Source organism: Pseudomonas sp. A-RE-19 (assembly GCF_019956555.1).
GTDB lineage: Bacteria > Pseudomonadota > Gammaproteobacteria > Pseudomonadales > Pseudomonadaceae > Aquipseudomonas.
Genome location: NZ_JAHBDQ010000011.1, coordinates 205,508 through 219,897, shown reverse-complemented (window position 1 = coordinate 219,897; position 14,390 = coordinate 205,508). Strand labels below are relative to the sequence as shown.

General features: G+C 60.0%; 14 protein-coding genes. 7 read left to right on the top strand and 7 right to left on the bottom strand.

The window, feature by feature from the left end; translation table 11 throughout:
• Window positions 1-142: 142 nt before the first annotated feature.
• Window positions 143-1,495 (top strand): MFS transporter, encoded by a 1,353-nt coding sequence (locus tag KGB14_RS09150; RefSeq protein ID WP_411740778.1) that lies wholly within the window; start codon window positions 143-145, stop codon window positions 1,493-1,495.
• On the opposite strand, the gene KGB14_RS09145 is transcribed toward KGB14_RS09150, so the two are convergent.
• Entirely contained in the window at window positions 1,485-2,420 is a 936-nt protein-coding gene (locus KGB14_RS09145) for a DMT family transporter (protein WP_223485828.1), read from the bottom strand. The two genes, KGB14_RS09150 and KGB14_RS09145, sit on opposite strands and share 11 nt — an antisense overlap.
• A gap of 187 nt (window positions 2,421-2,607) precedes the next feature.
• Window positions 2,608-3,384 carry an IclR family transcriptional regulator gene (locus KGB14_RS09140; protein ID WP_223485826.1) on the bottom strand — a complete coding sequence of 259 codons (777 nt, stop codon included), beginning with the start codon at window positions 3,382-3,384 and terminating at the stop codon, window positions 2,608-2,610.
• A 208-nt stretch (window positions 3,385-3,592) separates the two neighbouring features.
• On the opposite strand from KGB14_RS09140, the gene KGB14_RS09135 reads away from it, so the two are divergent.
• The 3 genes from KGB14_RS09135 to KGB14_RS09125 all read left to right on the top strand — a co-directional run bounded on the left by KGB14_RS09135 (window position 3,593) and on the right by KGB14_RS09125 (window position 6,426).
• The gene (locus tag KGB14_RS09135) at window positions 3,593-4,447 is read left to right on the top strand and encodes a neutral zinc metallopeptidase (RefSeq protein WP_223485824.1); all 855 of its coding nucleotides are present in this window, start codon (window positions 3,593-3,595) and stop codon (window positions 4,445-4,447) included.
• Window positions 4,448-4,573: 126 nt separating this feature from the next.
• The gene (locus KGB14_RS09130; protein WP_223485822.1) at window positions 4,574-5,467 is read left to right on the top strand and encodes a neutral zinc metallopeptidase; all 894 of its coding nucleotides are present in this window, start codon (window positions 4,574-4,576) and stop codon (window positions 5,465-5,467) included.
• Window positions 5,467-6,426 carry an alpha/beta fold hydrolase gene (locus tag KGB14_RS09125; protein ID WP_223485820.1) on the top strand — a complete coding sequence of 320 codons (960 nt, stop codon included), beginning with the start codon at window positions 5,467-5,469 and terminating at the stop codon, window positions 6,424-6,426. The genes KGB14_RS09130 and KGB14_RS09125 overlap by 1 nt, the downstream gene beginning before the upstream one ends.
• 126 nt (window positions 6,427-6,552) lie before the next feature.
• Here KGB14_RS09125 and KGB14_RS09120 read toward each other — a convergent pair whose 3' ends face one another.
• The 3 genes from KGB14_RS09120 to KGB14_RS09110 all read right to left on the bottom strand — a co-directional run bounded on the left by KGB14_RS09120 (window position 6,553) and on the right by KGB14_RS09110 (window position 8,688).
• Window positions 6,553-7,146, bottom strand: a complete 594-nt coding sequence (locus KGB14_RS09120; protein WP_123720503.1) for an HAD family hydrolase — start codon at window positions 7,144-7,146, stop codon at window positions 6,553-6,555.
• Entirely contained in the window at window positions 7,143-8,012 is an 870-nt protein-coding gene (gene tesB / locus KGB14_RS09115) for an acyl-CoA thioesterase II (RefSeq protein WP_223485818.1), read from the bottom strand. Before tesB ends, KGB14_RS09120 begins: the two co-directional genes overlap by 4 nt.
• Window positions 8,013-8,118: 106 nt before the next feature.
• Window positions 8,119-8,688 carry a GNAT family N-acetyltransferase gene (locus tag KGB14_RS09110; protein ID WP_223485816.1) on the bottom strand — a complete coding sequence of 190 codons (570 nt, stop codon included), beginning with the start codon at window positions 8,686-8,688 and terminating at the stop codon, window positions 8,119-8,121.
• Between the two features lie 84 nt (window positions 8,689-8,772).
• On the opposite strand from KGB14_RS09110, the gene KGB14_RS09105 reads away from it, so the two are divergent.
• Both KGB14_RS09105 and KGB14_RS09100 read left to right on the top strand, forming a co-directional pair.
• Complete coding sequence (locus tag KGB14_RS09105) at window positions 8,773-9,693, top strand: histone deacetylase (protein ID WP_223485814.1); 921 nt, start codon at window positions 8,773-8,775, stop codon at window positions 9,691-9,693.
• 281 nt (window positions 9,694-9,974) lie between these two features.
• Window positions 9,975-11,216 carry a TIGR03862 family flavoprotein gene (locus tag KGB14_RS09100; protein ID WP_223485812.1) on the top strand — a complete coding sequence of 414 codons (1,242 nt, stop codon included), beginning with the start codon at window positions 9,975-9,977 and terminating at the stop codon, window positions 11,214-11,216.
• A 117-nt stretch (window positions 11,217-11,333) separates the two neighbouring features.
• Here the strand turns inward: KGB14_RS09100 and KGB14_RS09095 are convergent, their stop codons facing one another.
• Both KGB14_RS09095 and yedA read right to left on the bottom strand, forming a co-directional pair.
• Window positions 11,334-12,668, bottom strand: a complete 1,335-nt coding sequence (locus KGB14_RS09095; protein ID WP_223485810.1) for a DEAD/DEAH box helicase — start codon at window positions 12,666-12,668, stop codon at window positions 11,334-11,336.
• Window positions 12,669-12,733: 65 nt separating this feature from the next.
• On the bottom strand, window positions 12,734-13,660 hold the full coding sequence (gene yedA / locus KGB14_RS09090; RefSeq protein ID WP_223485808.1) for a drug/metabolite exporter YedA: 927 nt from the start codon (window positions 13,658-13,660) through the stop codon (window positions 12,734-12,736).
• Window positions 13,661-13,822: 162 nt separating this feature from the next.
• Here yedA and KGB14_RS09085 point away from each other — a divergent pair, with 162 nt between their 5' ends.
• The gene (locus KGB14_RS09085) at window positions 13,823-14,275 is read left to right on the top strand and encodes an Lrp/AsnC family transcriptional regulator (protein WP_223485806.1); all 453 of its coding nucleotides are present in this window, start codon (window positions 13,823-13,825) and stop codon (window positions 14,273-14,275) included.
• The last annotated feature ends 115 nt before the right edge of the window (window positions 14,276-14,390 follow it).

The following is a 14,390-nucleotide window of genomic DNA, read 5'->3' as shown; positions in this document are numbered from 1 at the left end:
CTCGCTGAATAACCGTTGTCGTCTGTCCGACGAAAACACCTCAGCCGATCAATCACACCCGCGCCTGCCGCCATCGATTGATCACGCGCCCTTGAAGTCCCGACAAGCCTCGCTTGTCAGTCATTGAACGGATGGCACACACATGTTTCCTTCTCAAAGCTCTCAAACGGAAAGCTCCCGCATGGCTGCGGCCCAAGGCATCGCCACTGGCGGTATCGGCGACAAAATCCGCGGCGCCATGGCCGTCGGCAAAACCCGTTGGGGGATGCTGGCGCTGGTGTTTTTCGCCACCACCCTGAACTACATCGACCGCGCCGCCCTGGGCGTCATGCAGCCGATCCTGGCCAAGGAAATGAGCTGGACGGCGATGGATTACGCCAACATCAACTTCTGGTTTCAGGTCGGCTATGCCATCGGCTTTGTGCTGCAGGGCCGGTTGATCGACCGGGTCGGCGTCAAGCGCGTGTTCTTCTGCGCGGTGCTGCTCTGGAGCCTGGCCACCGGCGCTCATGGCCTGGCCACTTCGGCGGTGGGTTTCATGGTCTGCCGGTTCATTCTCGGCCTGACCGAAGCGGCGAATTACCCGGCTTGCGTGAAAACCACCCGGTTGTGGTTCCCCGCCGGCGAGCGCGCAGTAGCGACTGGCATCTTCAACGCCGGGACCAACGTCGGCGCGATGTTCACGCCAATGCTGTTGCCGCTGATCCTCCACGTCTGGGGCTGGCAAGCCGCGTTCCTGTGCATGTCGGCACTGGGCGGTATCTGGTTGCTGTTCTGGGGTCTGAAGTACTTCAACCCGGAAGATCATCCGAGCGTTAAACAATCGGAACTGGACTACATCCAGAAGGAAGTCGAGCCGGAACAGACCCGCGTACCGTTCTCGCGAATCCTGCGCATGCGTGGCACCTGGGCCTTCGCCCTGGCCTACTCGATGACCGCGCCGGTGTTCTGGTTCTACCTGTACTGGCTGCCGCCGTTCCTCAATCAGCAATACAACCTGGGGATCAACGTGACCCAGATGGGTATCCCGCTGATCATCATCTACCTGACAGCTGACTTCGGCAGTGTCGGCGGCGGCATCCTGTCCTCCTTCCTGATCGGTCGCGGGATCAACCCGATCAAGGCGCGGCTGATGTCCATGTTCCTGTTCGCCTGCTGCATCATTGGCGTGATCATGGCGGCCGGCTCGAGCAGCCTGTGGGTCGCGGTGTTTGCCATCTCCCTGGCCATCGGTGCGCACCAGGCCTGGACCGCGAACATCTGGAGCCTGGTGATGGACTACACGCCCAAGCACATGATGAGTACGGTGTTCGGTTTCGGCGGGATGTGCGCGGCAATCGGCGGGATGTTCATGACCCAATTGGTCGGCCACATTCTGACGATCACCAACAACAACTACACCGTGCTGTTCACCATGATTCCGGCGATGTACTTCATCGCGCTGACCTGGATGTACTTCATGGCGCCGCGCAAGATTCCGACCGTCACCGAGTAAACGCCCTTCCTCCGGCAGGCCTGATTCCAGGCCTGCCTCCCTCCTCTTGTCGACGACTCTGTTGCCAGGCTGCTGCTAACCCGCTGCAACAAATCACCGCGATCCCGATCACCGTGGTCAGGGTCGGCGTGTGAGAAAACAGCAACCAGCCCAGCAAACCGGCAAAGACAATCTGGCAATAGCCGAACGGCGCCAACAACGCGGGCGCGGCGTGACGGAAGGCCTGAGTCAGAAACAGATGCGCCGTCATCCCGCACGCCCCCAGCGCCACCATCAAAAAACCATGAGCCAGGCTTGGGACTTGCCAGAAGAACGGCACCAGCGCGCTCATCACCAACGTATTGCAGAGCCCGGCGAAAAAGTTACTGGTGGTCGGGCTATCGATTTCGCTGAGCTTGCGGGTGAGCAATTGATAGAAACAGAAAAACAGGGCCGAGCAGAACGGCAGCAACACTGCAGGCGTGAACAGTTCGCCGCCGGGATGGACAATGATCAACACCCCGATGAATCCGCAAATCACCGCCAGCCATTGGCCGCGCGTCACCTGTTCACCTAGCAGCGGCACCGACAGCGCCGTCACCAATACCGGTGCGAGAAAATTGACCGCCGTGGCTTCGGCCAACGGGATGAACAGCAAACCGGTCGTGAACAGCAAACTGGTCCCCAGCAGGCACAACGCCCGCAACAGTTGCAGTAATGGCCTTTTGGTCCGTAGGACACGCAACCCGGACTGCGGCAGAAAAATCCCCGCCATCAGTAACGTGTGAACCACATAGCGGGCCCAGACCACCATGATCACCGGATAGAACCCCGAGAGGTATTTCGACAATGCGTCGTGACTGGAAAACAGGAAGGTGGCAACGACGATCAGCAGAATCCCTTTGAAGGGCTGATTGACACCGGAAAGCGGAGTGCTGAGGGTCATGGGGTATTCCCTTGGGAACTTGAGATCAAAAGCTTCGCGGGCAAGCCTCGCTCCTACAGAATTATTGTTGGGGCTGAACTCCAATAATTTAGAACCTGGTTCCAGATTCTCACATGAGCAAAAGCGGATAGTGTTCGATCAGCGCACAGATTCGTATCGCCAAGCACAAATTAAATGTGAGAGTGGTTTAACCGAACAACTCCGACACCAGACTCGCCGCCGACAACTCCTCTGCAAACTTCAACAACAGTGGCGCCAGTTCATGCAACCGCGCCCCCGGCATCCGCGCACTCGGCCCGGCGATGCTGAGTACGCCGATCACCCGGCCATCACCCGGATGCCGCACCACCGCTGCAATCGCCGACGTGCCTACCGCTGAACTTTCCTCGACCCAGGCATAGCCCTGCTCCCTGGCCAGACGCAGGCGTTCGAGCAATTCGATGTTGGAGCGCGGTGCATTCGGCCCGAGGTCCTTGGGCCGGTCGACGCCCTGGCGCTCCACCATCGACAAGGCCTCGGCATCGCTCATGCACGCCAGCCACGCATGCCCCGACGCGGTGTAAAACAACGGTGCATCGCGGCCCATGTCCGGGTCGTAACGCAAGCCGGATCGGGCGCCCTGGGACTTGGCGATCCAAATCTGCCTCTCCCCTTCGATCACTCCAAGGCGCACCAGCTCACCGGTTTCATGGGCCAGGCGATCAAGCACCGGTTGAACGATATCCGCACCGCTACTCGACAGGTAGCGGAAACCCAGGGCCACCAACTTGGTCGACAGGTGATACCGCAAATTTTCTGGATTCTGCCGCACATAGCCCAGTCGAATCAGCTCGGCGAGCAAGCGATGGGTCGCGCTTTTCGGGATATCCAGTTGCTCTGCCAGCGTCTGCATCGGCAGGCCGCGAGAGTCACTGGTGAGGCTTTCCAATACGCTGAAAACACGTTCGATCTGACTGCCGGCCATGGGAGGTTCCACATGAAATTTGCCCGATTCTAGAAGACAACTCGCTGAATGCGAAATCTGGAACCCATGTCCGACAACCGCCCCCTTTGCACGCCAAAAGCATGTGGGTTTCACGACCCCTTACACATTTCACCCACACATTTTTGCCAGCGCGGTTATTCATAGACGAGGCGATACAGGCCCCATCAATCCATGAGAGACCGCAAACATGTTATGGAACAGAGCAAGACGCAGCGACAACGTAAATGACACCCGCAAGGGCAAGGATGCCCGCAAAACGACAGGGCAAATACTGGGCGCCTCAGTGGCCGTCGCCACCCTGGCAGGCACAGGACTGTATTCAACGATGAGTACAACGCCGGATGACGCCCCCACCCGGTCAGACACACCTCTTCAATCCGCTGCCAGGGTTGCTGAAGACCCCCAGCTGATGTTCATCCAGTCCGTACTGGGCGATACCGAAGACACCTGGAAACAACTTTTTGCGCAAACCGGCCGGCATTACCCGGACCCCACACTGACCCTGTTCAGTGAAAGCGTGACCTCGGCGTGTGGCTTCGCAAACTCGGCCAGCGGCCCGTTCTATTGCCCGACCAATCGCCAGGTGTATCTGGACCTGGCGTTCTTTCGCATCATGGCACAACAGTTTTCGGTGATCGGTGACTTCGCACAGGCCTACATCATCGCTCACGAAATCGGCCATCATGTGCAGCTTGAACTGGGGCTCTCCGAGCCTTTCGAGACAGCAATGACAGACAACCTACCTGTCATCGGCGATGGAGGCCTGGAAGTTCGAGCCGAACTGCAAGCCGATTGCCTGGCCGGCGTCTGGGCGCACCATGCACAGAAACGCCACGACTGGCTGGAACCCGGTGATGTCGACGCGGCCCTGCATGCCGCAGCCCAGTTTGGTGACGATTACCTGCAACAATCCCGCAACGCCACGATACGGCCCGAAACGTTCAGCCACGGCACTTCCGCGCAGCGGGTGAACTGGTTCAAATCCGGTTTCGTCGCCGGTCGCATCAACGCCTGCGATACCTTTGCTGCGCAGGACCGGTGATCACCTCGCGAGACGAAACAGCCAAGGTCGACGAACCCTCGTCACTCAGGACTGTCAGACGACCGGACTGGCGCCGCTCTTACTCACCAGCAACACTCATCACCATGTTCAACGAGGATTCCCCCCATGCTTTGGAAAAAAGGCCGACGCAGCGACAACGTGCTTGATGCTCGTGGCGATGATGTCGGCGGTGGGGGTGGCGGGATGCGCTTCGGTGGAGGCAAGGGCCTGAGCCTGACGGCAATCTTGTTGATCGTCGGGATCGGCTGGATCACCGGCCAGGACCCGATGCAGATCCTCGGCCAATTGACCGGGCAGATGAGCGAACAATCGGCCCCGACCACCACCCAAACCCGCAAGGCGCCGCCGGCCAATGATGAAGGGGCCGAATTCGTGCGCTCGATCCTCGGTGATACCGAAGACACCTGGGGCGCGATTTTCCAGCAGGCCGGCCGTGAATATAAAGACCCGACCCTGGTGCTGTTCAGCAACCACATCAACTCGGCCTGTGGTCTGGCGACGTCGGCGACCGGCCCCTTCTATTGCCCCGAGGATCAGAAGGTCTATCTGGACATGAGTTTCTTTCAGGAGATGTCCCAACGTTTTTCCGCCGCAGGGGATTTTGCTCAGGCCTACGTAATCGCTCACGAAGTCGGCCACCATGTGCAAACGCTGCTCGGCGTTTCGGCGAAGATTCAGACCGCTCGCCAGCAAGGCCGGCGGATGGAAGGCGACGGCGGTTTGCTGGTGCGCCAGGAACTGCAGGCCGATTGCCTGGCCGGGGTCTGGGCCAACAATGCGCAAAAACGTCTGAACTGGCTGGAACCCGGTGACATCGAAGAGGCCTTGAATGCTGCCAACGCGATCGGCGACGACCGTTTGCAACAGCAAGGTCAGGGCCGCGTGGTACCGGACTCCTTCACCCATGGCACTTCGGCCCAGCGGGTTCGCTGGTTCAAGGCCGGATTCGCACAAGGCCAGGTCGGCCAGTGCGATACCTTTGCAGCGAAGAATCTGTGATGCGTACGTGGCTGCTGGCTCTGTTGATTACCTGCGCAAGCACCCAGGCCGCCGAGCAGGAGGGCAAGGCGATCAGTTCCTCGCGTCTGCTGCTGAGCGCCGGCGAAATCGCGGTGAGCATCGGCCCGACGCCGGAAAAAATCGAACGCGTGCTGATCATCATCCATGGTCGATTGCGCAATGCAGACACCTATCGCCAAAGCGCCGAGCATGCAGCCGAGCAGGCCGGACAAAGCGCGAACACGTTGGTACTCGCCCCGCAGTTTCTCAACGAAACCGACGTTGCGAGCCATCCGGTGTCTGACAGTGTTTTACGCTGGCAAGGCAATGACTGGATGGCCGGCGGCTTATCCACCGCACCGTTTACGCTGAGTTCCTACGCCGCCCTCGACGAAATCGTCACTCGGCTGGGCGATCGACGACAGTTTCCCGATGTGAAACAAATTGTCATCGCCGGTCACTCTGGCGGCGCTCAAGTGGTTCAGCGTTATGCCTTGCTGGGTCACCCTCAACCCGCTCTCGATACGGAAGGCGTGAAAGTGCGCTATGTGATCGCCAACCCTTCGTCGTATGCCTACTTCAATGAGCAACGGCCAGTGGCGTTCAGCCATGCGGGATGCCCGAATTTCAATCGCTGGAAGTATGGGCTGGCGGATCTGCCCGCTTATGCCAATGGGCAAACGCCTGCGCAACTCGAAGAAAACTATGTCAAACGTGACATCGTTTATTTACTCGGCCAGCAGGACACTGATCCGAATCATCCGGCGCTGGATAAGAGTTGTGAGGCCAAGGCTCAGGGCGCGTCTCGACTGCTTCGTGGGCGCAACTATTTCAATTATCTGAAACGGCGCCATCCTCAAGGATTGAGTCAGCAACTGATCGAAGTGCCTGGGGTCGGGCACAATGGGGACGGGATGTTTACGTCGCCTGAGGGGCAGAAGGCGTTGTTCGGTCAGTGAGTTTTTGTGGTGCCTGATCTGACGCCTTCGCGAGCAGGCTCGCTCCCACAGTAGATCTGCGCCGGATGCAAATTTGCATTTCATGGAGATTAAAATGTGGGAGCGAGCCTGCTCGCGATGGGGCCTTCAAGCCAGCAACATTTCTCGCAACGCCACGCAATCGGCTGCATGCCAATCCGTCAATTCCGGCCACGGATTATCCGGCAGATTCACCAACACCGTCCGCGTCCCCGCCGCCCGACCGCAATCCAGATCAAAGCGGTAATCACCGACCATCACCATTTCGCTCGCCGGCACTTTCCAGGCTTCGGCCAGTTTCAGCAAACCACCGGGATGTGGTTTGGGCGGTGCTTCATCGCGGCCCAGTACATCTTCCACCGCAAAGCAGTCAGCCAGGCCGATGGCCTCCAGCGTGACATGGGCCAGCTCGCGAGCATTGCGCGTGAGAATGCCCAGACGATAACCACGTCCGGCCAACTCACGCACCAGTTCCACCGCACCCGGCGCCGGTTTCGAACCCAACGCCAGATCCCGCTCGTGCTCCAGCAGCCACGCGTGTTTGGCCGCTGCTTCATCAGCCGGCAACGCAGCGAGGTGGGTGAGGATGTCGTCTTCGGCGGGAATCGCCAACGCCACGCGAATCGCCGCGAAGTCATGCACGGCCACCGTCAGCGTGCCGTCCATATCGAACACCCAGTGCCGCACCTCGGCCAGGCTCATGCCCAATCCTTGCGATGGCGAATCAGGCCTTCCTGAGTGACCGAAGCCACCAGTTGCCCGGCACGGTTGAACACGCTGCCACGGGAGAATCCGCGCGAATTGCCGGCCCATGGACTGTCCATGGCATACAGCAACCAGTCATCGGCGCGCAGGTCGGCATGGAACCACAATGCGTGATCAAGGCTGGCGACCTGCATGTCTTTCTGCCAGACCGATTTGCCATGGGGCAGCATCGAGGTGGTCAGCAGACCGAAGTCCGAAGCGTAGGCCAGCAGGTATTTGTGCAACGCCGGGGTATCGGCCAAGGCACCGTCGGCACGGAACCAGACGTACTTGACGGGATCGGCAGGTTGCGGGTTGTAGGGGTCTTTTTCGGTCACCGGTCGGACTTCGATCGGTTTCGGGCACAGCAGTTTTTCGCGCATGTGCTCAGGAATCAGGTGCGCGCGCTGCTGGGTGAGCTCCAGCTCCGACGGCAGGTTTTCCGGGCCGACCACTTGCGGCATTTCGCTCTGGTGCTGGAAGCCTTCTTCGTCGTACTGGAACGAGGCACTGCACGTAAAAATCGGGTTGCCCTTCTGGATCGCCGTCACCCGGCGCGTACTGAAACTGCCGCCATCGCGCACCCGGTCGACCTGATACACCACCGGCAATTTGGCATCGCCCGGGCGCAGGAAATAACCGTGCATCGAATGCACATGGCGCGCCGCTTCGACGGTCTGACTGGCCGCCGACAGGGACTGGCCGAGTACCTGGCCGCCGAACAACTGACGAAAACCCAGGTCCTGGCTGCGGCCACGGAACAGGTTTTCTTCAATCGGTTCCAGGGTCAGCAGGTCTACCAGATCTTCCAACACTTGGCTCATTCAGACTCTCCTCACACAACGCAATGCCGCGCAGTCTGGGCTGCGGCGGTCGATTCAGTTTATGGCCCGGTTCAACATGAGGGCCATTGTAAACGTCCGCGCCTGCTTATCCATGCAAGGTTTGCAGCCATTGCTCACGGGTGATGCGGTACAACACGTGCGCGCGCAGCGGATGATCGGCTGCAAGCCGCGGGTGCTCGAAATCATCGGCGGGGGCATGGTGCATGCCGATCGCTTGCATGACTTTCTCAGATGGCAGATTGGTTTTGGTGGTGAATGCGACGATCTCTTGCAGCGCCAACCGATCAAACCCGCAGCGCAAAGCGGTCCACGCCGCTTCGCTGGCATAGCCCAGGCCCCAATGCTCGCGCGCCAGGCGCCAGCCGATTTCGGTAGCCGGGGTGAATGGCGCGTCGAAGCTGACCACGCCCAGGCCGGTAAAACCAATAAAGGCGCCGGTGTCTTTACGTTCCAACGCCCAGAGGCCGAAACCATGCTCGGCAAAATGCCCGCGAACCCGCCCGATCAGCGCAGCACTTTCCAGTCGACTCAACAGTGCCGGAAAATAACGCATCACCTGTGGATCGGCGCACATCGCCGCAAACGTCGGCAAATCCTCGTCACGCCACTGCCGTAACAGCAGTCGCGCGCTTTCGAGTTCCAGAATCGGCTCCATCGTGCCCCCTCTTTCATGCCCCAAGTCTACATCGCTGGTAGGATCCTTCACTCATTCCTACATGCCTTCCTGTATAAATCAGCCATGCCCCTGCCATTGATCTACCACGAAGACTACAGTCCCGAGTTCCCGGCGGATCACCGCTTCCCCATGGACAAGTTTCGCTTGCTGCGCGATCACCTGGTGGACAGTGGCCTGACCCACGACGCCGACCTGCTGCGCCCGGACCTCTGCCCCGCGGAGATTCTCGCCCTCGCCCATGACCCTGCGTATATCGAACGTTACATGGGCGGCGAATTGTCCCGTGAAGACCAGCGACGCCTCGGCCTGCCCTGGAGCGAAGCGCTGGCCCGGCGCACGGTGCGGGCGGTCGGCGGCTCACTGCTGGCGGCGGAACAGGCACTGGAGCATGGTTTGGCCTGCCATCTGGCCGGCGGCACTCACCACGCGCACTACGATCATCCCGCCGGGTTCTGCATCTTCAATGACCTGGCGGTGATCAGCCATTACCTGCTGGAAAGTGGCCGGGTGAATCGCGTGCTGATCTTCGACTGCGACGTGCATCAGGGCGATGGGACTGCACGAATCCTGCACAACACCCCGGAGGCAGTGACCGTTTCCCTGCACTGCGAAAAGAATTTTCCTGCACGCAAAGCCGAAAGTGACTGGGACATTCCGTTGCCGATGGGCATGGGCGATGCCGATTACCTGAAGGTGGTGGACGATGCACTCAACTATTTGCTGCCGCTCTACCAACCGGATCTGGTGCTGTATGACGCCGGTGTCGATGTGCATAAGGACGATGCTTTGGGCTATCTGAAACTGACAGACGAAGGCGTCGCCGCTCGCGATGAAAGCGTGATGCGTCATTGCCTGGGCCGGGATATTCCGCTGGTCGGTGTGATCGGCGGCGGCTACAGCAAGGACCGCAAGGCCTTGGCGCGTCGTCATGGAATCCTCCATCACAGCGCCCAACGGGTGTGGCAGTCATCAGGTTGTCATTGATGTGTGGGTCTTTACCCACAATGCCTGTGGAACTGCCTGTGGATAACCTGAGTGAAAGGGCCTGCAGGCCATGCGGAATATAGGCTACAGAACGGTGGTTGTTTTTTAACCAGCCTTTTGAAAACACCCATGATCCCTGTGGGAGCGAGCCTGCTCGCGATGAGGCCCTCACAGTCGATATCGATGTCGACTGATCCATCGCTATCGCGAGCAGGCTCGCTCCCACAGAGGGCAGCACTGGTAGAATGCCCGCCCTATTCCGCCAAACCGCAGCGCATTCCATGACCCAGCCCTCCACTTCCCTCCCCCCTCATGTCGCCATCATCGGCGGCGGCCCCGCCGGTTTGATGGCGGCTGAAGTGTTGAGCCAGGCCGGGATCAAGGTCGATCTGTACGACGGCATGCCTTCAGTGGGGCGAAAATTCCTCCTCGCCGGGGTCGGTGGCATGAACATCACCCACTCCGAGGCCTACCCGGCATTTCTCTCGCGCTATGCCGAACGGGCACCGCAGATTGCGCCGTTGCTACGGTCCTTCGGCGCCGACGCTTTATGCCAGTGGATTCATGACCTGGGCATCGAAACCTTTGTCGGCAGCTCTGGCCGGGTGTTTCCTACCGACATGAAAGCCGCGCCCCTGTTGCGCGCCTGGCTCAAACGCCTGCGTGATGCCGGCGTCGTTATCCACACCCGCCATCGCTGGCTCGGTTGGGATCACAACGGTGGCTTGCGCATCGACAGCCCCGAAGGCGAAAAAACCGTTCAACCCGACGCGACCCTGTTGGCCCTCGGCGGCGGCAGTTGGTCGCGTCTCGGTTCGGACGGTGCCTGGATGCTGCCGCTGGAACAGCGCGGTGTAGGACTGGCGCCGTTGCAACCGAGTAATTGCGGCTTCGAGGTGCAGGCATGGAGCGAGTTGATGGTCAGCAAATTCGCCGGCAGCCCGCTGAAAAACATCGCCATTGGCCTCAATGACGACATGCCACGACTCGGGGAATGCGTGATCACCGCCACGGGGATTGAAGGCAGTTTGATCTACGCCCTGTCGGCACCGATCCGCGAAGCGATCAATCACCACGGCGCGGCGACCATTCACCTCGACCTGTTGCCGGGCAAGCCTGTGGATAAAATCCAGTCCGCACTGAGCAAACCTCGCGGCTCCCGTTCCATGTCCAAACACCTGCACAGTCAGCTTGGCCTTGATGGCGTGAAAGCGGCGTTGTTGCGCGAGCTGACACCGGCCGACTGCTTTGCCGATCCGGCATTGCTGGCCAAAGCGATCAAGGCATTGCCGCTGACACTGGTGAAAACCCGGCCATTGGACGAAGCCATCAGCAGCGCGGGGGGCGTGATGTTCGAGTCGATGGATGAACGTCTGATGCTCAAGCAACTGCCCGGGGTGTTCTGCGCGGGGGAAATGCTCGATTGGGAAGCGCCGACCGGCGGCTATCTGCTGACCGCGTGTTTTGCCAGTGGGCGTGCGGCGGGGTTGGGGATGGTGGAGTGGTTGCGGCGCAAGGATTGAAGACCGAGGCGCGTCCTTCGCGAGCAGGCTCGCTCCCACACTGGATCGTCATGTAGCGCAGATCAAATGTGGGAGCGAGCCTGCTCGCGATAGCGGCGTATCAGACGCAGCGGGTAATCAAGGCTTACGCTTACGCGGCCCGGTATTGAACACCGGTACTTTACGCACAGGCTTGATCGACGGCTCCGGCGCCGAGGCATCACCGCTCTCGACCCATTTACCCAGGTTGCGCTTGCCGCCACTGGAGGTCTTGGGCTTCTTCGGTTTTTTCGGCTTCTTGATCACCTGACCGCTGGCATCGGTATCCGGCACGCGGTGCTCAGGCTCGAAATCCTGTTCCATCTGACGACTCAACGTCTGACGGGTCAATGTCTCGATGGCCGACAGCAAATTCACCTCATCGGCACACACCAGCGAAATAGCCTGCCCGGTTGCGCCCGCACGGCCGGTACGACCGATGCGGTGGATGTAGTCCTCCGCCACGATCGGCAGGTCGAAGTTGACCACCAACGGCAAATCTTCGATATCCAGACCACGCGCTGCCACGTCGGTGGCTACAAGGATCTGCACTTCGCTGGCCTTGAAACGATCCAGCGCCCGTTGACGGGTCGCCTGAGGTTTGTCGCCGTGGATGCCGTCAGCGTTGATGCCCAGGCCCTGGAGTTTTTCCACCAGCGCGTCTACGCCGTTACGGGTCTTGGCGAATACCAGCACCTGCTTCCACTTGCCCTTGCGCATCAAGTGAACGAACAGCTCCGGCTTGCGCTTCTTGTCCACCGTCACCACCCACTGTTTAACAGTGTTGGCTGCGACGTTGCGCGGGCTGACTTCGATGGTCAGCGGGTCGTTGAGCATTTGCCCGGCCAGGGTGCGGATGGCGTCGGAGAAGGTCGCGGAGAACAGCAGCGTCTGACGCTTCTTCGGCAGCGCCTTGTAAATGTTCCCCAGCTCTTCGGAGAAGCCCAGATCGAGCATGCGATCGGCTTCGTCCAGCACCAGGGTTTGCAACTGGTTGAACTTGAGCGCGTTCTGGCGGAACAGGTCGAGCAAGCGGCCCGGGGTCGCCACCAACAGGTCGACGCCTTTGCGCAACTTCATCATTTGCGGGTTGATGCTGACGCCGCCGTACACCGCGTACGTGCTCAACGGCAGATTCTCGGCGTACTGGCGCACGCTTTCGTGAACCTGCTCGGCCAGTTCGCGGGTCGGCACCAGGATCAGCGCACGCACGGAGTTGGCGCTGACTTTCGGCCCTTCCATGGCCAGCAATTGCAGCAGCGGCAAGGCGAAACCGGCAGTCTTGCCGGTGCCGGTCTGGGCCGCGGCCATCAGGTCGCGACCGGCCAACACCGCCGGAATCGCTTGAGTCTGAACCGGCGTCGGGGTCTGGTAGCCGAGCGTCTCGAGAGCGCGCAGCAAGGGTTCGATCAGGCCAAGGGTGGCGAAAGTCATGGGAGTACCGTAGGAAAATTCAGCGCGGTTGTGCAAAACGAGTGTGCAATGGCGCGCAGTTTACCCTAATTCGCGCGGGATTCTGTCGGCACCACTACGGCAGGCCGATCTGCACCCCGGCGCCACTGCGGCAACCCGATCAGCACCACGGCACTGATGATCACCGCCATGGCCAGCGCTTCCTCGATACCGATGCTCTCGCCGACAAACACGATACCCAGCAACACCGCCACCGCCGGGTTGACGTAGGCATAACTGGTGGCCGCTGCCGGACGCACGTGCTTCAACAGGTACATGTAGGCGTTGAAGGCGATGATCGAACCGAAGACGGTCAGGTACGCCAGCGCCGCCCAGCCTTCGATCGGCGGCAGACTTTCCAGGTGCTCGCCACTCACCGCGCTGCCGATCAACAACGCCACGCCGCCCACCAGCATTTCCACGGCACTGGCCATCGGGCCCTGAGGCAACGGCAGGTGTTTGCTCCACACCGAACCGAATGCCCAGGACGCTGCCGCGAATACCAACAACGCCGCACCCAACGGGCTCGATTGCAGGTTTGAACCGAGGTTGAGCATGGCGATGCCGATCAGCCCGAGCACAATCCCGGCCCATTCGAGACGGGTATTACGCGCGCCCCAGAAATATCCACACAGCAAGGTAAACAGCGGCACCGTCGCCACCGCCAATGCGGCAACGCCGGAGGCCACGCCCGTATGCTCGGCGACGCTCACTGCACCGTTACCGCAAGTGAGCAGCAGAATGCCGATGATCCCCGCCGCTTTCCACTGCGCCCAAGTGGGTGCCGGTGCCCCGCGCCAGCGCAGGAACGCGTACATCAACGTACCGGCGATGACGAAGCGGATACCGCCGAGCAACAACGGTGGCCAGTACTGCACGCCGATTCGAATCACCAGATAGGTCGATCCCCAAATTACGTACAGCGCGAAAAAAGCAGCGATCAGCGGTAAGGAAAAACGGCGTATGCCAGGCATGGGCAGCTCGAGAACAAGACAAGGAGAGCAGCTATTCTAGAAAGGCCACCGGCGAAAAATAAGTTACAAAACCTGTTTATAGCGCCGGTACACTTTTCAAAACACGGTGTTCAACGCTATAAACCGTGCTTTCGAAAGTCAGTCTTTTTCAGGAATGCCATGATGGACAAATACGACCGCATGCTCCTCAGCGCTCTGTTGGAAAACGGTCGTGCGTCCTACGCCGAACTGGCGCGCAAGGTGAACCTGTCCGCTCCGGCGGTGGCCGAGCGGGTGGCCAAACTTGAAGCCTGCGGGGTAATCACCGGCTACCAGGCGAAAGTCGACATGTCCAAAATCGGCCTGCCGATCCAGTGCGTCATCGAACTGCGCCTGAACCAGCACGGCAACCAGAAAGCCTACGACGAACTGATCAAAATCCCACAGCTCACCGAATGCCATCGCGTCACCGGCGACCCCTGCGTGATCATGCAAGCGGCGGTGGGCTCGATGCCGGAGCTGGAAGAGTTGATCAACCGGATCGCCACGTTCGGGTTCAGCAAGACCTCGATCGTGCTGTCCAGCGCCATCGAGAAGCGCGTGCCGTTGGGGCAGTTGGAAGGGAATGGGAAGTAGTTCTCCTGTAGGAGCTGTCGAGTGAAACGAGGCTGCGATCTTTTGACTTTTAAGATCAAGATCAAAAGATCGCAGCCTCGTTTCACTCGACAGCTCCTACAGGGGTTCAGTGGTG

Coding starts and splice junctions, on each gene's coding strand:
- KGB14_RS09085 (WP_223485806.1), top strand. CDS start 13,823: ATGGACAAATACGACCGCATGCTCCTCAGCGCTCTGTTGGAAAACGGT.
- KGB14_RS09100 (WP_223485812.1), top strand. CDS start 9,975: ATGACCCAGCCCTCCACTTCCCTCCCCCCTCATGTCGCCATCATCGGC.
- yedA (WP_223485808.1), bottom strand. CDS start 13,660: ATGCCTGGCATACGCCGTTTTTCCTTACCGCTGATCGCTGCTTTTTTC.
- KGB14_RS09125 (WP_223485820.1), top strand. CDS start 5,467: ATGCGTACGTGGCTGCTGGCTCTGTTGATTACCTGCGCAAGCACCCAG.
- KGB14_RS09105 (WP_223485814.1), top strand. CDS start 8,773: ATGCCCCTGCCATTGATCTACCACGAAGACTACAGTCCCGAGTTCCCG.
- KGB14_RS09140 (WP_223485826.1), bottom strand. CDS start 3,384: ATGGCCGGCAGTCAGATCGAACGTGTTTTCAGCGTATTGGAAAGCCTC.
- KGB14_RS09135 (WP_223485824.1), top strand. CDS start 3,593: ATGTTATGGAACAGAGCAAGACGCAGCGACAACGTAAATGACACCCGC.
- KGB14_RS09130 (WP_223485822.1), top strand. CDS start 4,574: ATGCTTTGGAAAAAAGGCCGACGCAGCGACAACGTGCTTGATGCTCGT.
- KGB14_RS09120 (WP_123720503.1), bottom strand. CDS start 7,146: ATGAGCCTGGCCGAGGTGCGGCACTGGGTGTTCGATATGGACGGCACG.
- KGB14_RS09110 (WP_223485816.1), bottom strand. CDS start 8,688: ATGGAGCCGATTCTGGAACTCGAAAGCGCGCGACTGCTGTTACGGCAG.
- KGB14_RS09145 (WP_223485828.1), bottom strand. CDS start 2,420: ATGACCCTCAGCACTCCGCTTTCCGGTGTCAATCAGCCCTTCAAAGGG.
- KGB14_RS09095 (WP_223485810.1), bottom strand. CDS start 12,668: ATGACTTTCGCCACCCTTGGCCTGATCGAACCCTTGCTGCGCGCTCTC.
- KGB14_RS09150 (WP_411740778.1), top strand. CDS start 143: ATGTTTCCTTCTCAAAGCTCTCAAACGGAAAGCTCCCGCATGGCTGCG.
- tesB (WP_223485818.1), bottom strand. CDS start 8,012: ATGAGCCAAGTGTTGGAAGATCTGGTAGACCTGCTGACCCTGGAACCG.